The organism is Shimia gijangensis (genome assembly GCF_900142085.1).
GTDB lineage: Bacteria > Pseudomonadota > Alphaproteobacteria > Rhodobacterales > Rhodobacteraceae > Shimia > Shimia gijangensis.
Window position 1 is genome coordinate 83,238 of the sequence record NZ_FQZQ01000016.1, and the last position, 23,639, is coordinate 106,876.

Annotated in this window: 17 protein-coding genes, 1 tRNA gene and 2 pseudogenes; 12 read left to right on the forward strand and 8 right to left on the reverse strand. The window is 55.2% G+C overall.

Annotated features, from left to right (window positions below):
* Positions 1 to 50: 50 nt before the first annotated feature.
* The 6 genes from BUC32_RS14195 (at position 51) to BUC32_RS14220 (ending at position 8,379) form a co-directional block, all read left to right on the forward strand.
* Positions 51 to 1,262: a DUF3179 domain-containing (seleno)protein gene (locus tag BUC32_RS14195; RefSeq protein WP_073254120.1), complete on the forward strand. Its 1,212-nt coding sequence runs from the start codon at positions 51 to 53 to the stop codon at positions 1,260 to 1,262.
* Between the two features lie 175 nt (positions 1,263 to 1,437).
* Positions 1,438 to 2,961, forward strand: a complete 1,524-nt coding sequence (locus BUC32_RS14200) for a class I adenylate-forming enzyme family protein (protein WP_073254123.1) — start codon at positions 1,438 to 1,440, stop codon at positions 2,959 to 2,961.
* Between the two features lie 63 nt (positions 2,962 to 3,024).
* Positions 3,025 to 4,269 carry a serine hydrolase domain-containing protein gene (locus BUC32_RS14205; RefSeq protein WP_245815189.1) on the forward strand — a complete coding sequence of 415 codons (1,245 nt, stop codon included), beginning with the start codon at positions 3,025 to 3,027 and terminating at the stop codon, positions 4,267 to 4,269.
* 435 nt (positions 4,270 to 4,704) lie between these two features.
* Positions 4,705 to 5,583: an FAD binding domain-containing protein gene (locus BUC32_RS14210; protein WP_073254126.1), complete on the forward strand. Its 879-nt coding sequence runs from the start codon at positions 4,705 to 4,707 to the stop codon at positions 5,581 to 5,583.
* Positions 5,576 to 6,061, forward strand: a complete 486-nt coding sequence (locus BUC32_RS14215) for a (2Fe-2S)-binding protein (protein ID WP_073254129.1) — start codon at positions 5,576 to 5,578, stop codon at positions 6,059 to 6,061. The genes BUC32_RS14210 and BUC32_RS14215 overlap by 8 nt, the downstream gene beginning before the upstream one ends.
* Positions 6,058 to 8,379 carry a xanthine dehydrogenase family protein molybdopterin-binding subunit gene (locus BUC32_RS14220; protein ID WP_073254131.1) on the forward strand — a complete coding sequence of 774 codons (2,322 nt, stop codon included), beginning with the start codon at positions 6,058 to 6,060 and terminating at the stop codon, positions 8,377 to 8,379. Before BUC32_RS14215 ends, BUC32_RS14220 begins: the two co-directional genes overlap by 4 nt.
* 30 nt (positions 8,380 to 8,409) lie before the next feature.
* On the opposite strand, the gene BUC32_RS14225 is transcribed toward BUC32_RS14220, so the two are convergent.
* Complete coding sequence (locus BUC32_RS14225; RefSeq protein WP_073254134.1) at positions 8,410 to 9,222, reverse strand: TRAP transporter large permease; 813 nt, start codon at positions 9,220 to 9,222, stop codon at positions 8,410 to 8,412.
* A 73-nt stretch (positions 9,223 to 9,295) separates the two neighbouring features.
* On the opposite strand from BUC32_RS14225, the pseudogene BUC32_RS14230 reads away from it, so the two are divergent.
* Positions 9,296 to 9,556 (forward strand): annotated as a pseudogene (locus BUC32_RS14230) (FCD domain-containing protein); the annotation flags it as partial.
* A 101-nt stretch (positions 9,557 to 9,657) separates the two neighbouring features.
* Here BUC32_RS14230 and BUC32_RS14235 read toward each other — a convergent pair.
* From BUC32_RS14235 to BUC32_RS14245, 3 genes are read right to left on the reverse strand one after another with little or no spacing between them, the layout of a single operon-like run.
* On the reverse strand, positions 9,658 to 10,455 hold the full coding sequence (locus BUC32_RS14235; protein ID WP_073254202.1) for an iron chelate uptake ABC transporter family permease subunit: 798 nt from the start codon (positions 10,453 to 10,455) through the stop codon (positions 9,658 to 9,660).
* Complete coding sequence (locus tag BUC32_RS14240; RefSeq protein WP_073254139.1) at positions 10,448 to 11,203, reverse strand: metal ABC transporter ATP-binding protein; 756 nt, start codon at positions 11,201 to 11,203, stop codon at positions 10,448 to 10,450. Before BUC32_RS14240 ends, BUC32_RS14235 begins: the two co-directional genes overlap by 8 nt.
* On the reverse strand, positions 11,200 to 11,676 hold the full coding sequence (locus BUC32_RS14245; protein WP_073254142.1) for a Fur family transcriptional regulator: 477 nt from the start codon (positions 11,674 to 11,676) through the stop codon (positions 11,200 to 11,202). The genes BUC32_RS14240 and BUC32_RS14245 overlap by 4 nt, the downstream gene beginning before the upstream one ends.
* A 94-nt stretch (positions 11,677 to 11,770) precedes the next feature.
* On the opposite strand from BUC32_RS14245, the gene BUC32_RS14250 reads away from it, so the two are divergent.
* Entirely contained in the window at positions 11,771 to 12,709 is a 939-nt protein-coding gene (locus BUC32_RS14250; RefSeq protein WP_073254205.1) for a zinc ABC transporter substrate-binding protein, read from the forward strand.
* 79 nt (positions 12,710 to 12,788) lie between these two features.
* Here BUC32_RS14250 and BUC32_RS14255 read toward each other — a convergent pair whose 3' ends face one another.
* Positions 12,789 to 14,450, reverse strand: coding sequence for an ABC transporter substrate-binding protein (locus BUC32_RS14255; protein ID WP_073254145.1), 1,662 nt, complete (start codon positions 14,448 to 14,450; stop codon positions 12,789 to 12,791).
* 512 nt (positions 14,451 to 14,962) lie between these two features.
* Positions 14,963 to 15,982: a LacI family DNA-binding transcriptional regulator gene (locus tag BUC32_RS14260; protein WP_073254148.1), complete on the reverse strand. Its 1,020-nt coding sequence runs from the start codon at positions 15,980 to 15,982 to the stop codon at positions 14,963 to 14,965.
* A 140-nt stretch (positions 15,983 to 16,122) separates the two neighbouring features.
* Between BUC32_RS14260 and BUC32_RS14265 the strand changes: the two genes are divergently transcribed.
* The 4 genes from BUC32_RS14265 (at position 16,123) to BUC32_RS14280 (ending at position 19,232) form a co-directional block, all read left to right on the forward strand.
* A tRNA-Arg gene (locus BUC32_RS14265) sits at positions 16,123 to 16,199 on the forward strand.
* 155 nt (positions 16,200 to 16,354) lie between these two features.
* Positions 16,355 to 17,212 carry a hypothetical protein gene (locus BUC32_RS14270; protein WP_073254151.1) on the forward strand — a complete coding sequence of 286 codons (858 nt, stop codon included), beginning with the start codon at positions 16,355 to 16,357 and terminating at the stop codon, positions 17,210 to 17,212.
* Positions 17,209 to 17,679, forward strand: a complete 471-nt coding sequence (locus BUC32_RS20980; protein WP_245815190.1) for a plasmid mobilization protein — start codon at positions 17,209 to 17,211, stop codon at positions 17,677 to 17,679. Before BUC32_RS14270 ends, BUC32_RS20980 begins: the two co-directional genes overlap by 4 nt.
* Entirely contained in the window at positions 17,676 to 19,232 is a 1,557-nt protein-coding gene (locus tag BUC32_RS14280) for a relaxase family protein (protein WP_073254155.1), read from the forward strand. The genes BUC32_RS20980 and BUC32_RS14280 overlap by 4 nt, the downstream gene beginning before the upstream one ends.
* Positions 19,233 to 19,984: 752 nt before the next feature.
* Here the strand turns inward: BUC32_RS14280 and BUC32_RS14290 are convergent.
* Positions 19,985 to 23,194 carry an autotransporter family protein gene (locus BUC32_RS14290; RefSeq protein ID WP_175556943.1) on the reverse strand — a complete coding sequence of 1,070 codons (3,210 nt, stop codon included), beginning with the start codon at positions 23,192 to 23,194 and terminating at the stop codon, positions 19,985 to 19,987.
* Positions 23,195 to 23,336: 142 nt separating this feature from the next.
* Positions 23,337 to 23,639: pseudogene (locus tag BUC32_RS14295) on the reverse strand (mechanosensitive ion channel domain-containing protein); the annotation flags it as partial.

A 23,639-nucleotide genomic window follows, 5' to 3' on the forward strand; every position in this document is an offset into this window, starting at 1 on the left:
TGCCTGACCCTTCATAGACCCCACTACAACTTAAATCAAAGAGTCTCAAAATGGCTGACATACTTTTTTATCTCGGACTGGTCGTTTCCCTTGTGATCGGTTTCATTTATTTCCGCGATCTGGGCGATGTGTCTCAGATGCTATTAAAGGTGAAACGCGAGAATATGGTGCGTTTCATGCGTCATGAAAACAAGCTGATTGGTGTTGGCATTCTGGCGGCCATTGCGATGATTGTCGGGTTTGCGATGGGTGGCGGTAACACTTGGGTGTTCGTAATTGCGCTGGTCTTGGTCGCGTTCTTTTTCTTGTTCACCTACATCTGGGTTCACGCGGGTTTGCGTAACCAAAAGGACAAGGCTCAGTATTACCCAATTGACGTGGCCCGGGACTATATCAACCCCTCAGCGAGCGTCATCGTGATCGAAAACAACGGCCACGCACGGGCCCATTCGGATGCGCAAATGCTGCGCCCACATCTGGCCGGTGACGATGCAGGCCTGGACGGTGAAGACGTGATCATGACATATTGCGCCATGGCCAATCTGGGCGTCGGATACAGCCCGTCCATCGAAGGTCAAAAGCTGAACCTCGAAGTGTTGGCACAGCACGGCAACAATCTGATCCTGCGGGACAACAACACGGGCGAGCCGATCCAACACATCTATGGCTTCCGTGAAGCAGATACTGATCCGAATGCAGATGGTCCTGTGTGCGCGTTGCGCCCCTCGCTGGCGATGAAGCCTTGGCCAACGTTCCGGATGAGCTTTCGCGCCTTCCAGAAAGCCTACCCAGAGGGTGAAGTGTTCATCAACATGCCGTCTAAGAACCCAATCGTTCGCTTGTTCGATATGGTTGTGGGCATAGCTTTTGGCGTTGGTATTGAGCGTCAGCACCAAGAAGCCGCGCCCGTCATGGACAACATGACTCACTATGACGACCGCCTGCCCAACAAGACCTATGTCTGGGGCGCAACCGTGGGCAATGATGCGGTGTGCTGGACAGACGACTTTGTCATCGAGAACGACAACGTGGTGAATGCCAACCTTGGTGGCCGCGATGTGGTGGTGGCTTATGATCCGAAGTTCGAAAGCCTTGGTATCTGGTATAATGACAGCGGCAAGCCCGTGACACGCTGCGATTTTTGGGGCGAGAGCGATCAGGGCAAATTGGAACGGATTGAATCCATGCGCCCGGGTCTTTTCTGGCATGTTTGGGTCGAATTCTTCCAACACACCGACATCAACCGCATCTCTGCCAGCTAAGTTTCGGCAAATTGCGAACCCGTCAAACCCTGCGCTTTTGGCGTGGGGTTTTTCTTTGACCTCACGCGAAGCCCGGCGGCGCCCCGTCGAAACGCTACGTTACCGCACTCAGGTTTCGTTTGCTTGACCCGTTAAGTGCTTGTCATAGTGATCCTGTAAGCCAGGAGAGACCTTCGTGCACGATCAGCTTGACACATTCTTGCGCAACGCCGCCGCTCAGAAAGCGGATGGACTGGCAATCATCGACCATGACGACCAACGCTTGAACTGGTCTGAACTATGGCAGGCCACACAATGTGCCCGCGACAGATTGCAAGCTGCTGGCGTGGGTCCCGGCAACCGCGTTGTTCTTGTGCTGGAAAACTGTGCCGAAGTTGTTGCGTTTTTTTTCGCAACCACAATGCTGCAAGCCTCTGCGGTCGCAGTGAATGCGCGTATGACACAGGACGAGCTACATCGGATTGTTGAACACTCTGACCCTTCCGCATTGGTGTTCACAACGTCATCGTCCCAGGACGCCCGCAACCATGCCAAACAATGGTCCGCAACGGCCGAGATCGGCATTTTCGGAGAGGTCGCGATCGCCGCGCGATCCGGCAGCACGCCCGAGCCCACTTCACCAGATCCGGCAAAACAGGTTGCCTTGTTGCTGTACACGTCGGGCACCACAGGCGCACCCAAGGCCGCCATGTTGACCCATACCAACCTGATGGCCGCGGCGCGGGCCTCGGCGGATGTACGCGGGATGCGCGATGGGGACATGACCTATCTCGCTCTGCCCTTGTCCCACATTTTTGGCATTGTCACGATGCTGGCGATTTGTTTTGCCCAAGGCTCCGTACGGCTGGAAGCCCGGTTTTCCGTGGAGCGGCTTTACGCCGCGATCCAAAAGGATGTGACTCTTTTACCGGCTGTTCCCCAAATGCACGCGCATTTGTTTGAGTATGCCCAGACCCATGGCATGCCAAAATACGACAAGGGCCTGTTGCGCTATGTCTCGTCCGGCGGAGCGCCATTGGACCCTGCGTGGAAACGCGAGGCAGAGGCATTCTATGGCGTGGCTTTGCAAAACGGATACGGGCTGACCGAATGCGGAGCCGGAGTTTACGCCACACGTAATGACTTTGGCGATCCGGATATCAGCGTGGGCGGGCCCATGCTGGGCAGCACATTGACGTTGGATCTGAAGGCACCGGGGGCGAAACCGGAAGAAGGCATTGGCGAGATTCTGGTCAGTGGCCCACAGGTTATGAAGGGCTATTTCCGTGATCTCGAACAGACAAAGCCGGTCCTGTCAGAAGACGGTGTGTTTCGCACGGGCGATCTGGGCCGGTTCGATGGTGCAGGGCGTTTACATATCGTCGGGCGCACCAAAGAGCTGATTATCCGCTCAGGCTTTAATGTCTATCCTGTCGAGGTCGAAGCGGCACTAACCGAGCACCCGGATGTTACAGTGGCGGCGGTGGTGGGCCGTTCCGTTGAGGGCAACGAAGAGGTTCTGGCTTTTGTTAAGGCCGCCCCGAACTGTGGCCTGACTGCGGAAATGCTGAGAACGTATCTCAAAGAGCATCTGGCCCCCTACAAACGTCCATCGCATATTATCGTAGCCAAAGAGTTGCCTGCCGCCCCAACCGGGAAAATCCTGAAGGCCAGGCTGATTGACCATTTTGCCGTAGAGCTGGCGGCCTTAGAACGCTAGACCCGAAGATTGAGCGGGGGCAAAGTAGATGGAAACATGTGCCAAAGGAAATTGGGTCTGGACATGATGAACTCTGTATCAACACAGGATCGCAGTTTCGACAATGGCGGCCTTGGCAACATTCGAAGCTGGATGCAACGTAACGTTGATGATCGCAAGCTGGCTGGATGCAGCATGCTTATGGCCCACAAATCGGATGAGGTCTTCTTTCACGCCGCCGGCCAACGAAGCCGGGAAAAGGCCCTGCCCTATACCCGCGATACCGCCACACGCATTTACTCCATGACCAAACCCATAACCAGCGCCGCACTGATGATGCTGGTCGAACGCGGATTGGTTCATCTCGAGGCACCCGTTAGCCGTTTCATTCCAGCATTTGAAACCATGCAGGCGCTCATTCCCGGTGCTGAGCATATCGACCAAACAGAACCGGCACCGTCACCCACGCTGCACCAGCTGATGACCCACACCAGTGGGCTAAGCTATCCATTTAATCCCGGAATTTTGGCGCGGGCAATGGATGCTCAGGATCTGATTTTTGGCCCCCGTCAGGGGAGATTGGCCGACATGGTCGATCAGGTTGCAAAGTTGCCGCTGGCCTTTCAGCCCGGAAGTCGGTGGGAGTATTCTGTGGCTACGGATGTTCTTGGGCGTGTGGTCGAAATCATATCGGGAAAACCGCTGGACGTGTTTTTCTCAGACGCGATATTTGAACCGCTTGGTATGACCGAAACGTCGTTTTCCGTCCCGATGCAGGCGCGTGATCGGTTTGCTTCGCTCTATACGCCATTGGCTGGCGACGCGATGGCGCTGAACGAAGCCAAAACGGGCGGGGAAAGCCTGCGGCTCGTGGATGAAGCCGAAACGTCGCCTTTTCTTAAGACCGAAATGCATTCGGGTGGTGGCGGTCTGATCAGCACGATCGACGACTACATGAACTTTACCGAGATGCTGCGACAAGGCGGGACTTTTAACGCCCAACGGCTTTTGTCGACCCGGATCGTGGATTTCATGATGCAGAACCACCTGCCCGGAGACATTGCATCAATGGGACCCCAAAGCTTTGCAGAGCAACCTATGGAGGGCATGGGGTTTGGTCTGGGCGGTGCCATCGTGCTTGATCCGGCCCGTGTGGGGACACCGGGGTCAGTTGGAGATTTTAGCTGGGGTGGAATGGCCTCGACCTTTTTCTGGGTAGACCGTGAAAAAGATCTGAGTGTCGTGTTCTTTACCCAGCTTTCGCCATCCAGTTCCTACCCATTGCGTGCCGAGATGAAAGCTTTGGTGCATGGAGCAATGGTGGGGTAAGGGGCGTTGCTCCGCCGAAATTAGTCCGTCTGGTGGCCGCGAAAAATTGCGGATCGATCAGCAACCGTGATGAGTTTTGCGAAGTGTGTAGATTGAGACTCAGCCAGCAGTACGATTGGCGCAGCGTTCTCGGGTTTCTATCCTAGCGAGGCGGCAGGCTTTAGGCGATTCCGTTGAAAACAACCAAAGTCAGATCAGCCAATGTTTAGCTGCCAAAGGCTAAGCCTCTGATCGATAAAGCTTTTGATCTTAACAATGACGCATTTGTTGCAAGATTAGAATCTAGCTTGACAATTTTACGTAGCATACTACGCTTCTGAACTGCGGACAACTCCATGTGTTATTGGGGAAAGAGCGCACTGCAAACCAGGCAGTGCCGGTCAATGCCCCAATTGCTGAAAAATTTAGAACGACCTAAAAGTCGGAGTGCAGCCTATGTCTTGTGCCTATGATCTGAAGGTTCCAATAAGCCTGCAGAACGCTTTGGACTTATTGTCTGATGCGCAAAGCATGCCGCTCGCTGGTGGAACCAACCTATTGGTTGAAATTCGTTCCGGCAAAGAACGCCCGCAAAGGCTTGTCGCACTTGATCGCATTGAGGGCCTGGCAGGCATCGACATCAACAGTGAGACTATCACAATTGGCGCTCGCGCAACTGTCGGAGACTTGCTGAGGTCAACTGAACTGGCCAAAGCCGCACCTTCGCTGGTCAAAGCAGCGGGGGTTTTTGCGGGTCAGATGGTGCGCAATGCAGGCACAATTGGTGGCAACATCGCCTGCGCGTCGCCAGCGGCTGATCTGGTGCCCCCGCTCATGTCACTGGACGCACAGGTCACCCTTCAAAGTTCCTCCGGATCGCGTGTGGTAGCACTGGATGAATACTACCAAGGCTATAAGCAGGATGTTCGCAGGCCCGACGAACTGGTCACGCAGATTTCCATGCCGCGTTTGCCAGATCAGACCCACAACAGGTTTTACAAGCTGGCACGCCGCAGAGGCGATGCAATCACCGTGGTTGGCCTGGCCGTGACCCTGACCGTTTCAGATGGCGTTTGCCGCAAGGCCCGTATCGCGATGGGGGCCGTCGCACCATGTGTCATCCGCGCCCGCAACGCCGAAGCCCTGCTGGAGGGCAATGTGTTTGATGCGGCGATGATTGAAACCGCCGCAGCGCAGGCCGCAGCGGAATGCGCGCCGATTGATGATGTTCGTGCCAGCGCGCAATACCGCCGCCACTGTGTACGTAAACTAACGCGCCGTCTGGTGGCGGAGGCCTGGAATGATCTTGAAGCGAAGGTGGAAGCCGATGTGTAACAGTAAAACGATCAGGCTGACGATCAACGGTCGCAAGGAAAACCTGTTCCTGTCACCTCAACAGACCCTGCTTCAGGCACTACGAGATAACGGTCATGTCGACGTAAAACACGGTTGTGGCAAAGGCGACTGCGGGGCTTGTGCTGTTTTGGTCGATGGGTTGGCTGTTGACAGCTGTCTCACGCTCGCGTGGCTGTGCGAGGATAAAGAGGTCACGACCGTTGCCGGTATTGGCAATGGAACGCCTCATCCCTTGCATGTCGCTTTCCGAGATCTAGGGGCGGCGCAATGCGGGTTTTGCACGCCGGGAATGATCGTCGCGGCCAAGGGGCTTCTGGATGATAATCCGAACCCGGACGACAACGAAATCAGGCTGGCGCTGAGCGGTAATCTTTGTCGCTGCACAGGTTATGTGAAGATCGTCGAGGCAGTGCAGGTCGCGGCCCGCGTTCTGAGAGAAGAGGCGGACCTGTCATGAGCGCATCGACCCCTCAGGATACGGCAACCGCAAATGTGGAATTCAACCAGCTTGGTAAGCCCCTAACGCGCACCGATGCCGCCGGTAAAGTTTTTGGCACAACGCCATTTGCAGGCGACTATGCCATGCCGCAAATGCTGCATTTGCAAGTGGTGCGGTCGACGGTTGCCAGTGCAAAGCTTTTGAAATTGAACACGGAAAAAGCACGTGCACTTGATGGGGTGGTCGAAATCCTGACCGCTGATGACCTGCCAAACCCGTCAGCGACGCCTCACTTTCACGAAGCATACGGTGAAAAGCGACCAATGACGGATCCACCGCTTTTGGTTAGCGACCGGATCAGGTTTTTTGGTGAACCGCTGGCGGTCATTGCAGCAGAAACCAGTGAAATTGCCGCACAAGCCTGTGCGCTTGTGGAGGCCGAATACGAGCCTGTTCAGGGCGTATATGACCCACAGGAAGCCCTGCAACCGGGCGCGCCGATTGTGCATGGCGAAGATAACATCATGGTAGAGCGCAAGATCCGAAAGGGTGATGTTGCTGCGGGCTTTGAAGATGCCGATCTGATCGTTGAAAACACCTATCGCACGCCGTTTCAGGAACATGCCTTTCTGGAACCCGAAGTTGGTCTTGCGTGGGTTGATGAAACCGGAGTGATCAATATCCGGACATGTGCTCAGGACATTGAGCATTTCAGGATGATCGCCGACGTTCTTGACCTGCCTCATAACAGGGTTCGCATTCGAGGTGCTTTTGTCGGGGGAGGCTTTGGCGGCAAGGAAGAATGCGCGCGCGAGATCTATATGGCGCTGATGGCGCTGAAAACAGGCCGCCCGGTGCGGCTGGAGTATTCTCGTGAGGATTCCTTTGTTGGGCACGGCAAACGTCATCCTATGATCCTGCGCTATAAAACCGGCGTTACCAAAGACGGGAAAATCAGTGCGCTGGATGTGGATATTCTGGCTGACTCTGGCGCCTATCTGTATCTCAGCGCCAATGTTCTGCTTTATGCGGCTGTTGCTGCACCCGGCCCCTACAAGGTCGACAATCTAAAGGTTTGCGCCCGCGCTGTGGCGACGAACAACATGTATACCAGCGCCTTTCGCGGCTATGGCGCGATGCAGGCCTGCGCGGCCTACGAACAGCAAATGGACGAGGTTGCAAAGGCGGTTGGCAAGGACCCGATCGCGTTCCGTCAGCAGAATTACCTGAAAACCGGTGATCCGATTGCAACGGGTTTCGTCCCTCCGGGCGCTATCTGGACTGACCAATGCGTTGATCGCGCTTGGGCCGCACTTGGTCCTCGGGTCGAACCAGTTGAGCCGCATATCAAAACTGGGCGTGGCGTTGCGGCCTACCAGCAGAGCTATGGCAAGGTGAGTTTTCTGGGGGACACCTCTGAGGCCTGGGTGGGTGTAGAGTTCGACGGATCGGTGGTTGTCAGATCCGGCGTGGCCGATATCGGCGGCGGTCAGGTGTCGTCTCTGGCCCAGATCGCGGCTGAAGTTCTGGGTGTCGGCCTTGATGATGTCACCATTTACAAAACCGACAGCGCCCTGACCCCGCTTGCTGGCAGAACGGCTGCAACCCGCACGCTCAGCATGACCGGAAACGCCACAAAAAAGGCATCCGAGGCTATTCGCAGCCGGTTGCTTGGTCGCGCGGCGATAGAGTTTGGCGTGAAACCATCGGAGGTTTTGCTGTCCAAAGGGCGGGTCTTGGTTGGAAATGCTCCGGAAAAATCGATGCGCCTCGGTGATCTGGCCAGGTTGTGCCACATCGACGGCATTCAGGCTTCGGAACTTGCAATGCACTGCGCAACGCATGCCGACCTTCTGGATAGTGAGACAGGTCAGGGGCAGGCACATCCGGACTATACCTATGGTGCCCATGCAATTGAGGTGTCGGTCGACACGGAAACCGGAGAAGTCCGGATCTTGAAAAGCATCGGCGCCCACGATGTTGGCCAGTGTATCAACCGGGCCGCTGTCGAAGATCAGATTGAGGGCGGTGCCCAAAATGGTCAGGGCTACGCATTAAGCGAAGAGATGCTCTACAACGAAGGCAAGCTTATGACGCCATCCCTTAGCGAGTATTTGATGCCGACCTCTATGGATATGACCGAGGTTGAGAGCATCATCCTTGAATCCCGAAGCGGCGTTGGTCCTTTTGGTGCCAAAGGTATTGGCGAACCTGCCATCTCTGCGGTCGCCCCAGCCATTGCAAATGCAATCACAGACGCCATTGGTGTTCGCATTTTCGAATTGCCATTGACGCCCGAGCGTATCGTAAACGCATTGATGGACCAGGAGAGTTAGTTAAGGCCGATCAAGGACGAACGGCCGGAGTTACACCAACCAAAGCGCCAGGGCTGGAAAAGCAATCAGCAGCCCAACCCGTTCGAGATCCGCCACAAGGAAGGGCACGATGCCCCGGAACAGGTTGCTAAGTGACATCCATGGCGCCGTGCCCTTGATCACGAACAGGTTCATGCCAACCGGGGGCGCTATCAGGCCGATCTCAACCGCAGAGACAACAACCGAGGCTGCCTCGGTGGGCGAAAACCAACCGGCAAAAAGCCCGCCCAAAACAAAACCGAACAGGATGACAACCGGCCAGATGCCCAAAATAGCGCGCCAGCGCTGCGCCCGAAGCATACGCGCATCTGCAGGGCCCGCGTCGGGTTTGATGCGGGTGTAGACTGAGATTGCGATGACATACATGAACGCGGCCAAAAGGCCCGGAATGATCGCGGCAATGAACAATGTGCCAATCGAGGTTTCTGTCAGGATGCCATAGATCACAAAGATCACGCTGGGCGGGATCAACACACCCAATGTGCCGCACGCTGCCACAGATGCACCCGCCAGTTCGTTGGAATAGCCGCGATCACGCATTTCCGGCAACGCGACCTTGCCCATTGTCGCCGCTGTGGCAAGGCTCGATCCGCTGATGGCGCCGAAGCCTGCGCAGGCGACAACCGTCGACATCACCAGCCCACCGCGAAAGTGGCCGACCATGGCATGCGCCCCGTCATACAGCTCGCGCGAGAGCCCGGTGCGAAAGGCGATGGCGCCCTTCAGGATGAACAAGGGGACGACCGAGAGGCGCGCCCTGTTAGAGGGGTTTGGCGCAGGTATCGCCGCGTGTAAAATCAGCAAGGATCAGCTGGCACATCTGAATGATCTCGCCACGCAGATGTAACAGCCCGCGGCAGATGGCAAGGCTTCAGACCTTGAAGCGATCACCGGCCTGAACAGCCAGTTTCACATGAACATTATTAAGGCGTCCGGCAACAACCGGCTTGCCGAAGCCATTGGAAATTTTGCTCACCCACTGTTGATCCAACGGCGGTTTACCTCATTCAGTGCCGAGCGCCTTAACCGCAGTATGGTTATTTATCTCGACATTTTGGATGCTCTGAAGGCTGGCGACTCGGAATGGGCTTCGGCCGCAATGAGATTGCATATTCTGACGAGCAAATCTGGCAATTGATTTGGCGATATCCACGGTGATATCGTCCTCAATGCGAATGACGTCGAATTCTTGTGCCAATTCGGCCCGCGACCCTTGTTTGGCGCGAGGCTGCAGACCCTTCACAGCTTGCCCAAACCCAAACGCGCGCTGAGGTTTGTTCCGAGAAAAATGACGGCTGCGACGCAAACAATGGTCGGCCCAGAGGGCGTGTCCCACAAAAAGGATGCACGCAAACCCAACAAGGCCGAAACAACCCCGATCACGGCGGCACAAAGCGCCATAGCTTCGGGCGTTCGTGTGACAGGGCGCGCGCTGGCGGCGGGAATAATCAGCAGAGCCACAATCAACAAGGCGCCAATCACCTTGATGGCAACAGCCACAACCATGGCGAGCCCAAGGGTCAGCACAAGTTGTTCGCGTTTCGGGTCAATGCCGCTGGCGTAGGCCAGATCCGGGTTGAGGGTCGATGTCAAAAGGGCAGACCAGCGCCAGATTGTCAAAACCAGAACCAGAACGGCCCCACTCCAAATCACGGCAAGATCGGATTTGCTGACGGCGAGGATGTCGCCAAACAGATAGGCATCCAGATCCACCCGCACGCCCTTTAGAAAGGACACGGCCACCAAACCAAAAGCCAGCGCCGAGTGGGCCAAAACCCCAAGGAGTGTATCCATGGCATAGCCGCGCCCCGTGAGCATCGAAACGGTCAGTGCCATAATAAGAGCAACAGCCAGCGCACCGGTAAAGACGGATGTGGACAGGGCCAGCGACAGGGCGACCCCAAGGATTGCCGCATGGGCAGTGGCATCGCCAAAATAGGCCATGCGCCGCCAGACCACAAAGCAACCCAACGGCGCGGCCGCAATGGCAACGCCAACACCGGCCAGCGTGGCGCGCACCAGAAAGTCATCAAGCATGATCGCAGGTTCCGTGTTCATGGCTGTGGGAATCATGACTGTGGTGATGGTGGTCATGGTCGTGGCGGTACAATGCGAGCGCCCCTTGGGTGCCAGACCCAAACAGGGCGCGGTATTCCGGTGCCGAGGCCACGATCTCGGGCGTGCCATGGCAGCATACATGGCCATTCAGGCAAACCACTCTGTCCGAAGCGCTCATCACAACGTGCAGTTCGTGGCTGACCATCAAAATTGCCGTACCAAGGTCGGAACGAACCTGTTCGATCTGACGATACAATGCCGCCGATCCGGGCTGATCCAATCCGGTTGTGGGCTCATCAAGGATCAAAAGGTCCGGGTTTTTCAACAAGGCGCGGGCCAGCAAGATACGCTGAAACTGGCCGCCGGACAATGCCGACATTTGGCGTTCTTGTAGCCCCTGCGCTCCGGCCACGGAAAGCGCTTGTTCCGTAACCTCGCGGTCATGTCGTAAAGGCAAATTCAGGAACCGGTTCACAGTCAGCGGAAGAGTGGCATCAATCGAAAGGCTTTGAGGTACGTAGCCAATGCGCAATCCCTTCGCACGGACGATCTTGCCGGATGTCGGTTTCTGCGCCCCGATGATAGACCTCAGCAAGGTGGTTTTACCCGAGCCGTTTGGGCCCACTACCGTGACGATTTCACCCTTATCGATGCTGAAATCCACGTGACTTAGTGCCTGATGTCGGCCAAGGCGTACGCCAAGGCCCATGAGAGTTACAAGGCTCATGAATTATTTGCCTTCTGACAGGTGGGACAAAGACCTTCAGCCTCGATCACGGTGTTCTCAACCTGAAATCCGGCGTCACGCGCCGCGTTTTGCAGGTCCCGCACCGGCATCGCGGCCTCGGCCACAGCACCGCAATCCCGACAGATCAGAAATACAGGCGAGTGGCTATTGCCGGGGTGTGTACACGCCAGCCATGCATTCAAACGCTCAATTTTGTGGGCAAAGCCATGGGTTTCGAGAAAATCCAACGCGCGGTAGGCCACGGGCGGCTGAGACCCAAGCCCTTCCTGAGACAGGATTGCGAGAATGTCATAGGCACCCATAGCGCGATGTTCGCGCAACAGGATTTCCAAAACGCGCCGACGGACTTGGGTAAGCTGCACCTTATGAGCCGCACAAAAGGCTTCCGCCGCTTGCAAGCCTGATGCGACGCAAGTCGTGTGGTCGTGTTTTTCAAAACCAATGTCGTGCACTTTTAATCACCCCATGATTTGGTGAAGGTTGATATAGTATAACATATCGTATAAGGCCAGCATCTTATTGACGATCAGAGTGTGGAGAGTGGTTTTGAATCGATTGCTGAGTGGGGTAACGGCGGCTTTGTTGTTGAGCGGTGGCGCACTGGCGGAAGGCGTGCGCGTCGTTGTGGATGTTGCCCCGATCCATTCGATGGTGGCACGCGTCATGCAAAATGTGGCTGAGCCAACGTTGTTGATCCGCGCCGGGGATTCGCCACATGATTTTGCATTGCGACCCAGCGCTGCGCAGTCGTTGCAGGACGTTGATGTCGTATTCTGGTTGGGCCACATGTTGACCCCTTCTTTGGAAGACACTTTGGCGACTGTTGCCACTCATGCCCAGTCCGTCGAGTTGTCAGAAGTGCCCGGCACAACGGTTTTGGAATTTCGGCAAGAGGCCGTGTTTGGGGAAGACCATCATGATGATGAACACGAAGACGCACATGACGATCATCACGACGACCATGCGCATGAAGGCGTCGATCCGCATATGTGGCTAGACCCGGACAATGCCGCAATCTGGCTGACAGAAATTGCAGACACTTTGCAAAAGGCCGATCCGAAAAATGCAGACATCTATGCGGCCAATGCGGCGGTGGCAAAATCTGAGTATTCAGAGCTTTCACTGGAAATTGACGCGTTGTTATCCCCGCTCAAGGCCGAGCAATTTGTCGTTTTTCACGATGCTTATCAATATTTTGAGAACCGGTTTCACCTTGAGGCAACGGGCGCAATTGTGCTTTCCGATGGACGCGCACCAAGCGCGGCGCGGCTGAACGAAGTGCGTGATGAAATCATGCATCAGGGTGTTACGTGTGTTTTTAGTGAACCCCAGTTCGACCCTCGTATGGTGCAAGCGGTGGCTGGCATGGCCAACACCGCAGAATTGGATCCGATGGGCGTAGAGATCACGTCGGGTCCGGATTTGTACCCCACCTTGATCCGCAATCTGGCAATGGCCATATCAAGCTGTCTGAGGAACCACTAAGACAAAAGCTCTTGGTACAGTTTTCCGCACAAAAAAACGGGCCGCTCGAAAGCGGCCCGTTCCATTTTGTCTATTTGAATCAGGTCCAGCCGAGACGCGCCGGGCGAATCTCAAATGAGATGTGGTGACCGCCACCAACAAGACCCTCGCGGGTGTGGTTCGAAACCGACCGCCAGTAGGGCTGGATGGTGACAGCATCATCCTGAAGGATTTTCTCGCCTTTGGCCATCAGCGCCTTACGTTCATCAATGTCAGCGGTTGCCAAGGCTTGATCCAGGATCGCATCAAATTCAGCACTCGCATAACCAAACTCGTTCCATGCTTCGCCTGAGCGATAGGCCAGAGCCCAAATCTGTACGCCAAGTGGGCGGTGGTTCCAGTTGGTCGACGAGAACGCATATTTGGTCCAGTTGTTCCAGAACGTCGAACCAGGCAGGATCGTCCGCTTAACTTTGAAACCAGCGTCGCGCAGCTGAGCAGCAACAGCATCCGTGGTGTTCTTACGGTAGCCATCGTCAATCGAGTGAATTTCCATCTCGAAATCTTGCATGCCGGTTTCGTTAAGAAGCGCCGTCGCGGCCGCAGGGTTATACTCTGTTCCGCCAATGTCAGCATAGTCCGGGTGAGCCGGGCCAACGTGGTGGTTCTGCGCGACAACACCGCGTCCGTCAAAACCAAGTTCCAGACAAACTGCGTTGTCGACTGCCAGCTGAATGGCTTTGCGAACACGTTTGTCGGCATAAGGCTTAACGCCATCAACCTCGGCCAACTGATTTGGACGAATGACAATCGACGACATCGTGACAACATCGTTCTGGTTCCAGCCGTCAAGCGAGCCGATCAGATCGATGTATTCGCCGTCAACTGACCATGTCATATCAAATTCGTCGGATTCTGCACCGGCAACCCACGAAGCGGGGTCAGAGCCATAGTCCAGCGTCTCGATTCGATCCATCCACGCACCGTTGCCCGCGTTCCACCATGTATGATCTTCGTTGCGAACCAGAACGGACTTAACACCCACTTCCAGCGATTCAGGCAAATACGGACCAGTCCCAATTGGATTGTTCAGCATTTCTTCTGCATTAAACGAGCTGTGAACGATTGCAGCCGGATAATCAGCCATGCCAGGGATCAGGGAAATATCGGCCTTTGGCAGGTTCAGACGCACTGTATGGCTGTCGACCACCTCAACAGAGCCTTCGACGGCTTTCTCGGTTGCCGGATCGACCAAGGATGCAAAGCGACCAGCCATCGAATTGCCTTCGACTTTCTTGTCGCACCACCCAATGATGTTACGTGCAACGTCTTCGGCGGTGAAATCATCACCGTTGTTCCACTTGACGCCTTTGCGAACATGCAAAGTGTAGGTCTTAGCATCTTCTGAAATATCCCAACTCTCAAGCAAGTAAGGTTGGAAGGAGCCGTCGTTTTCATAGCTCACCAGATACTCAAGCCAACCACGTGAGAAGTTTGCGATTTGCGACCAGTCATAGGTGCGCGGATCCTTCAGCGCGCGTACTTCTTGCTCAATACGCACGGTGCCACCCATCTTGGGGGTACCTTCAGCATGTGCAGGTGCCGCCATGCCAATCATCGAATAGGCTGTTGCGGCAGTCGCGCCAAATGCGCTGGCCAGCGCGATAAATTCGCGGCGGCTCACTTCATCAGTCCCAACCTTGGACGCCTGATCGACGATCGTTTGGGGCATAGGCTGACCATTGCGTTTATAAAATGTCATAGTATTCCTCTCTGTTGATCATTATTTTTTGGTTTTCCCAAATTTGTGCAGCTGATCTGCATTATTTCGCCAAGCACTTTGGCCTAACGATTTAGAAGTTTTGGTGGCTCTCCCTTCTTCGAAACGCGGCGCGGGCCCATGCGGCACCCGGCATTTCGAAATGCTCCACGCTTTCCAACCTGTTACATCCATCCACAGCTAGGGTAGGGGATGCAACACATATCGACTCTTTTTTTTGTGATTGTATAGAGCGTGTCCACACAGAACCCCGATAAAAAACGAAGTTTGCGCGTGGGGCCGTTTGCGGCAAATAAGTTTCGTCGAACTGCCAAAGCATTGGTGAGTTTACGTTGAGTTCCAGCCTATCGCTCTGTTCCGGTTGCGACCAGTCAAGAAGATAAATCGACACTTTCGGTCTCAATACAGTAACTCGCCGCGGCAATCAGGCGTTACGCTCGATCAGGTGATTCCGCTTGGCCTTTGGTTCACTCCAGACGAGCGACCTTGAGCAATCAGCGTCGCTTAAGCGTATCCCCGAATGAGATTGTCGGCGTCAACTCGGTGATCATGGGCGTGTCCTCATCATTGGCCCGCGCGGCAATGATGCCCGCCGCCTTGGCGCCTATCTCACGCCGACACGCATCCATGGTGGCCAATTGGCGCGGCAATCCCTGAAGCAGCTCAACGCCGTTGAACCCCGCAAGCCCGATCTGCCCCGGGACATCTATCCCTTGCTCCAGCAGGTACAAAAGCCCTCCGGCCCCAATCATATCATTGGAGTAGTACAAGAAATCGAGTTCCGGATTGCGCTCCAGCATGGCGGCCGTCATCTCACGGCCCTTGGCCAAAGCTGAGCCGCCCGAATAAAACTCTTTCTCCGCGATCTCCACTCCGTCCTTGGCAAGAGCTTCGGTAAAGCCTTCGAACCGTTTGCGGGCCCGGTGATCCAGAGGCATCTTGGTGCCCATAAATCCGATTTGGCGATACCCGGCCTTGAGGATTGCTTTGGCCATTTCACGGCCTGCGCGCCGATGTGAAATGCCAACCATTGCGTCTACCGGTTTGCCATCCACATCCATGATTTCAACCACAGGAATGCCGCTGGCATTTAGCATTGCGCGGGCGGCCTCTGTGTGTTCAAGCCCCGCGATGATGACACCAGAAGGGCGCCACGACAGCATTTCATAAAGAACTTTTTCTTCTTTTTCAGGAAGATAGTCGGTCACGCCGACCACTGGCTGCAGCTCTGTATCCTCAAGCACCTGACTAATACCGCCCAGAACTTCGGGGAATACCATGTTGGACAGTGACGGTATAATCACCGCCACAAGGTTCACCCTTTGACTGGCCAGAGCCCCGGCAATTTTGTTGGGTACATAGCCCAGCTCTTTGGCCGCCTTCTGCACCCGTTCGCGGGTCGCATTAGAGACATCGCCACGGTTGCGCAGCACGCGGCTGACCGTCATTTCAGAAACCCCTGACGCATCGGAGACATCGCGCAGAGTTAAAGACCGCTTTTCATCATTTGCCACGGGAGACTTCCTGTATGGTTCGCAAAAATGTTACCGCGAACATGGCAGTGGGTTCAAGCGTTTGCAGGCAATTGCTGTGCTTTATGAATTTTACAATCCGCCAATGACAACTTCATTTTGACGCGATAGAACGGCGCAACGGCCCCGTGGCTCAACTGGATAGAGCAGCCCCCTCCTAAGGGGCAGGTTGCAGGTTCGAATCCTGCCGGGGTCGCCAAAAAAACCTGAAAAATATGGCTTATTTACATGCCTTTGTGCAGAAGCGTGCAAAAAGTCCCGCCAGCTTTCAGGCCGAAATCTGCTGAAATGGCCGATTTTTCGTACAAAACCTGTACAAAATTCGCACGTTTGTGCGTTTTTCGGGGGTCAATCATGAGCCGCCATAGCTTTGATCCCGAAATCGCCGGACGTGTCGGCCTCAATGCAGCGGTGATTTTCCAGAACATCGCCTTCTGGATCGAGAAGAACCAAGCCAATCGCCGTAACCTTAGAGACGGGCGGTATTGGACCTACAATTCGATCTCGGCCTTTGGTGAGTTGTTCCCCTATCTGAGCGAAAAGCAGATCCGAACGGCGCTCGAAAAGCTGGTCAGCGCGGAGCTGATCATCAAGGGCAATTTCAGCGACGATCGTTATGATCGGACCTGCTGGTACGCCTTGGGCAACTCCATTTGCCCAAATGGGCAAATCGATCCGACCGAAAGGGAAAATGATGCATTTGCCCCTGAGGGCAAGCCATCTGCCCCAGAGGGCAAATCCTATAAGAACAGATATAAACCATATCAAAAACCAAATCCTTCGCACGCGAAGGCGGCGGTGCAGGATGAAGTTTCTGAAAAGATTTTGTCCGCCTATCCCGAGGATCGCGTTCGCGGGAAAGCGGTTTGTCTCTCGCAAATCCGCCAAGCGCTGGCCGACGGAGTGGATGCCAAAGACCTCGAGGACGCCGTGCGGGCCTATGCGACCGACAGCGAAGGTTTCACCCGCTCGAAGGTGTGCTTCTCCGACAATTGGTTCACGTCTGGCCGTTGGTTGAAATATCTTCACGAAGTCGGGGAGGCTCGAGAAGTTGGCAAGGCCAAAGAGGTGGAATTGCTAAAAGGTTTGGCCAACTGGGTCACGGACCGCCATCCGCTGTGCCGCCATATCACGCCCGGCCAAGTAACCGCTTTGCTGGCCGCAAACCTGGTCAGCCCTGCTGAAATCGAGGCGGCGGGGCTTCGAGCATGAACGCAACTGATCCCCACAAAGAGCAGAGAGCAAGGGTACCCACCGATTACATCGGCGGGACTTGTGAGGGGCGGCAAGCCTCCCCTTCAAACCCCAACCAGACGCGCGCAAGCGGCGTCAAAGAGGGCCATTCCGAGAGCGTGATCTTTCGATGCACCCCGTCGGAAAAGGCAGCACTTGTGGCCAAGGCGCGCGCCGCTGGCCTGCCCAATGCCACGCTGATGCGCGAGGCCTTGGGGCTGACCGAGGCACGTCGGCGCAAGCCCGTCCCCCGAGTTGACCCGAAACTGACCTTTGCGATTGCCCGCGTCGGCGGCAACCTCAATCAGCTCTCCAGCTGGATCAACGGCGCGGTCAAGTCCGGCCGCGCGAGCCAGATCGATGCGCTCAAGGTCGCTGCTCGGCTGGTGGTCATCGAACGGCAGATGGCGCAGATTGTGGCGGCGCACACAGGCGGCGGCGAATGATCATCTCGTTCTTCTCCACCGGCACTGGTGGCGGTGCGGCCCCCATGGATTACCTGACTGCACGCGAAGTTCTGGCCTATGACGAGAACCGCAACCTGATCCGCGACGACACCGGTCAGCCGCAAACAAAGATTCGAGACCCGCTGCCAGAGGTGCTGCACGGCAATCCAGACCAAACCCGTGACCTGATCGACGCGAGCCCCAACAAGTGGAGCTACACGGCAGGCGTGATCAGCTTTGCCGATTACGATGATCCCAGTCCCGACGCCCAGCAAGAGGCCATTGAGCTATTTGAGGCTCTGGCCTTTGCTGGGCTGGACAGGGATCAATACGATTGCCTCTGGGTGCGCCACTCGCATGAAGGCAATGTCGAGCTGCACTTCTGCGCGCCACGCCTTGAGCTAAGCACGGGCAAGGCGCTGAACATCGCGCCGCCAGGACATGAGAACGCTTTTTCCAGCCTGCGTGATCTGATGAACAAGACCCACTGTTGGGCAGACCCTTTGGAGCCAGATCGCGCTCGCGAAGTGAGGGCGACGATTGAAGCGCCGACACGCGCGCAAGGGCGCGAGGCGCTGCACGAATGGATCCTCGATCAGATCAGCGTCGGCAGCATCACCGGCCGCGCCAGCATGATCGACGCGCTATCAGGGGCGGGTTTCGAGATCCCCCGTGCGAGCAAGAATTACATCACCGCCAAAGACCCCGACACCGGCGAGCGCTGGCGTTTGAAAGGAGAGATTTTCCATGACGACTGGCAAGCCGAACCGCCTCGCCGAGAAATTGAACGCGGACCTGGAAACGATCCGGAGCGACCACGCCGCCTTGATGGCATCTCAGCTGGAGAGCTTCAGGAGCGATTTCAGCAGCATTGCGACCAGCGCGCTGCATACAATCGACACCGATATCAGGTTCTTTCTCAGCGACAGCAAGAGCGAGTTGGAGAGGCGGAGCGAGACGATCCGGCGCTGGCTGACGATCTCGCCTTGGGTGATCGTGGGGGTGGTCTCAGCCTGGATCGCGACAGTGCTGATCGCGAGTTGGTTCTGGACGGGTTTGATCACGCGCTCGGAAATGACGAGGCTTGGCCTGACACGGATCGAACAGGCCGGGCAGACATGGGTGACGCTGGACCCCGACCGGACCGAATTGAAGACCTGCACATTGGCGCAGAGGCCGATCATCTGCATCGAGATCAAGGAGCCCTAGATGACACATACCCTGACAGCATTGGAACGCGAATTGCTCGCATCCGTCGAGCGGTTGGTGACGGCGTGCGAGAGCTCAGCCAAGGAATTGCACGCCTTGGAGAAACGCTCGACCAGCAGGATCGAAAGCAAGGTGAATGGCTTGGCGCATTGCGTGGCGCTATTGATGAAATCACATCTCACGTCCGTCACCACATTGGCCGACTTGCTGCGCGAGGAGCGGACCTACGAGACGCTTCAGGCGGGATTAGAAACCAGCTGGAAACTAGCGAAAGACGCCGAGAAGCGGCTGAACGAGAGCTAGACGCGAGAGATAGTCACCGCAGCGCCGAGCACTCACTTTGATCTAACTGCAAATGTTGGTGTGGTTAGAAGGTCTATGGCGGGAGTCCCAAATTCGTTCTGCAGCAATTAGCCACATGTTTGCGATTTCCTTGATGGGTGCGCATGCGGAGAAACCAGTCATCCGCGCGCCCGGGATAGATGACCGAGTTGCGGGACACAGCCGCCTTTTGATGATGCGGCTTTCGCTTGCGCAGAAAATGTTCGCACTCGCAGCGGTGAGTTTTCGGCGATGCAGCGGATTTCACCAAACCAGCCGTTCATCCGTATCGATCCAGCCGAATTTCAAACCGCCCTTTCGCTGCGGGCGGATTTAACAATCGAGATGCGGGACAAGCCTGCCGCTCGATGCAGCCACATTAATGGCAGCTTTAGAAACTAAAGTTACCTCCTTTTTAGCTCGGCAATCACGATGTTGGCGGTTTGCAGTGCCAGGTCAATTAGTGGAATTTTTTCTGCCCCATTCTGTTTCGTATCAATCGCGGCCCAGATCAACCCGAGCGTAAGATGACACTCTCTAGCGAGTGGTTCATTGGGCTCACCAGGGACGGCCCAAACCGGGCTTTGATGGAATGCCGAAAAGAGCGCACACCAGCCGCAGGTTTCGGATGCGGCATTGGTTGGAATGGGCGCAATGAGACCTACGCTGCAGAACGCACCAAGGTCCGTATTGGAGTGTTTGGTCTTAGGGAAACGTGTTAGCTAACGCTCAAGTGACTGTGTAAAATTGGCCATTTAGGTGCCGCCCATATTGCCTAAAAATTCCAGCTAACTCTAATTCCTCCACCGAACTCTTCGCCATAAGTGTTCACCGTGTATACAAGGCCGGCGGATACGTCCCATGCACTACCGGGTGCGGCCCGAAGACCAAGTCCAACGGACAGTGAATCCGGCCCGCGATGTGTACCAACGAACGATTGGGAAACTCCGGGTGTGGAGGCAAAGGAGGCGTCGATACTATGCGTTCTTTGTGAGGAAGCGAGGAAATCGTGCTCATAGCGCGCAAATCCGATTGGGATAAGCCCGCCGCCAAACTCCGGCCCGGAAAAATTCAACCCGATACTTGCGACGAGGCTTTCTGCTGAAGTATCGTAAATATTTAGAGCTGAAGATGAAGCACCAGTTTCAGTGAAACCATCCTGACTATAATGGGCGTAGCCCAATCCAAATTCAGGTGCGAAACTAAATGCACCTAATGGTTGCCAACCATTGTATTCGGCACGAACGGCAGCTTCGATTGTGCGGCTGCTATAATTTGCATTGTGCGTATTTGCACCGCTCCCAGTGATGGCTGTGCGTGTGCCATCCGTCTGTGCCCAAGACATACCGGCCATCCCTGTTAGCGACCAGTCGTCAACATCGTAGGCACCGTATGCACCGAGGTGAAATGCGGTGGATGAAAGATCCGACGCAATTGCAGATGTATGTTCGTCCATAGAATATGTACCATAGCCAACATATGCGCCGATCCGCCCTTCCGGCGAACTCCACAGGTCAGCGCCCAAAATAAGCTCTCCCAGATTGTAGTCGAAACCAGCAAGATTACCGTCTGAATCTACATTACCCGCGGAAATTGCAGTATCGATCCAAAAGCGCCGTCCGTCATCCGTGAAGCCTTCAGCTTTGCCATCGGCGACACCCATTCCACGAGCATTCAACAAGACCATGTTTCGGCGCTGATCACTGTGCTCTAAAGCGACAGTCATATAAGAGGCATAGATTTCCGGGTGAAGTGTGCCAATTCCCGTCGCACCACCGTGCGTAATCGTTCCGCCCGAGCCTGTTATGAGGCCTGCTACGTTTGTCGTATTTGTCGTGCCAGTTGCAGGGTCCAGTGGGACGTTGACCGTCTCAGTGGATATTACCGCTCCGCCGGGTTCGGTGACGACAACAGTTGTCGTCTGTACGGCACCCGTTGTTGTGGGGTCTGGAACAACGGTCACTGTGATTGTCGAGATATTTCCTGTCGTTGGCTCAGTGACGATAGTTGTGGTCGTCGAATGAGTGTAGCCCGTTGTAATCAAGGGGTTGTTTATGAGGCCCACATCTATGAAGGCGATATCGACTTGGTCATCGGTCACGGGATTATTAACGATGGCATAAATTAGATTGGCAGGTATGTCGGATCCTGCAGCGGCCAAGGATGCAACCGTTGGCGCCTGTGGTCCTGCATCAAAGCCTTGTACATTGACCGTCAGATCCGGATTATAGTCCGCCCTCGCAACAGTGTAGATACCATTGTTCCCCCCAGCTATGTAATCCGCCGCAACCGCATTCGCATCAATGGCGAAAGGTACGAACAGGACCGTATCGAATCCAGTCAGCGTTGAGGTCGACGAGCCACCGACATTGGCAACAAGCTCCCCTGCGTAAATGGTTGTACCCGGGGTGCAAATGCCGGCAACGCATTCTCCGGCGGGGCTGATGCCAACCCTAACTTGGTTGGTTCCTGCAAACGCGAGGTTCTCTGCATTCAGCACCACCGATCGCAATCCAACAGACACGTTGCCACTGGCTGAGCCCGCCGAAGATGACGAGACCAGATCGATTGTGCTGTTCGTAAACCGTGCAGTTTCAATGCCATCGGCGGCTCCCAAAAAGTCTCCGAAACTGGAATTCGTTAGCAGCGTGCCGCCATCGACGATCAGTCTGTCGATGTTGCGGTAAAAGGCAGCTCGGTCGTAAAACGTACCACCGTTCTCAACGCTGAGGTACTGCCATGCATCCGTTACATCGTCTCTTACCGAATAGCCGGTTGTGTCCAAAGTGCCGCCGTCAATTCTTACCTGGTCAACTTGCAGGCCGCGCCCCAAGTTGTTCACCCCACCGGTATTAGTTATTGTCGTCGTGCCCGCGCCAACTTCCAATATTAAGGCTTGCGGGTTGGCATCGGCACCCAATACGGCCGCTTCGGGGCTTCCAAAGTTCAAAGTATTGTCGCCGCTAAACGATAGGGTGCTGCGTACGCCATTGCGTTGCTCGATGCGCAGTTTACCGCCATCTTCAAGTGAAACCGTACTGTTGTTGAAAACGGGTGCCGTTAGGCGAAGTTCGGAAGATAAGCCATCCACCGTAACAGTGCCGCCATTCACCGTGGATTGTGGCAAGCTGGAGCCAACGTTACTGAGCAGCCCCAAGACGGAATTGTTTTCGATTACCAGGTTTGCCCCTGAGCCAACAGTCAGATTTCCTTCGGTGCGCGGCGTGATTGCCGTTCCATCGAATGTTAGATTGGCGCCATCGTCGACCACCACTGACAAACGGTTCAAGTTCGTTGACTGATTGCCAAGTTGGAGGAGGTTGTCGCCAGTTTCGGCGCGAATCACAGGCGTGCCGCCATCCGGTGCTGCCATGAACAAGTCTGTGCTGTCCTCAAACGTCAGTGAGGCATTGCGCAGCGCCAAAACGCCGCCGCGCCCAACGGCTCCATCCCCTATCAGCAGGTAACTAATTTGACCCGTGTGTGCTCCATCATCGCTTGCGCCATCTCTCAGCGTTACAGCAGTATTTTCAAGGGTAAGCCGGTCAAACTGCAACTCAACGACTGTATTGCTTGGGACGGTATTTTCTGTTGGTATATCATACGCGGTGATTTCTAAGGCTGTTCTCCCGCCGTCAGTTCGCGCAGAGCCGAAATAGGTATTCGCCCAACTGCTATTAAGCCCCCTTGTAAAACTTACGTTGCCGCCAAACCTCAGATGCCCCCCACGCGCAGAATTTGCAATCCAGTCGGAATCAAAAACCAGCCCATCATGCGACCCAATTATTGGATTGATCAAGCGGTTCGCGGGGTTTAGCCCCAATAAAAGACTCGCATCAACAAGTGTTCGGGCGCATCCCAAACTCAAGCCCGGCTCGGACGCGACAGAGCAGTAGCTTTGTGCTGTGGCGGGCACGGTACTTGCGAGGAACAGACCTGTAACTGCCGAAGAACACAGTAAGGCTGCTTTGATTCGACGTTTCATTCTGGGCTCCTCGGAAAAAATGACTCCCAATAATTTAGCGTTTGTCGCGGAAAAGCAAGTATTTTGCATGCGCGCTCAAACATGCACTAAAAATGTTACATTTAAACAGTATGCTATGGTATAGGGGCTACGAGGCCCACTCTTATTCTGTACCTGACCGTTCTTGACCCGGTTTGTCGTGTTTGACTGTAAGATCGCGCAAATTAACATCCCGTTGAGGAAAGGGAATCTCGATACCCGCTTTTGACAGGTCTACATAGATTCGAAACAAAAGGTCGGATTGCGTCGACAGCATGGTGTCGACATCGCGCAGGTAACACCGCAGCTCGAAATCCAGAGAGCTGTCCCCTAACCCGCGAAACAGGACACTGGGCGCGGGATGTTGTACCAAACTGCCCTCATCAGCCGCTGCCGTTTCAAGAATTTCTTTGGTTTTCTCGAGATC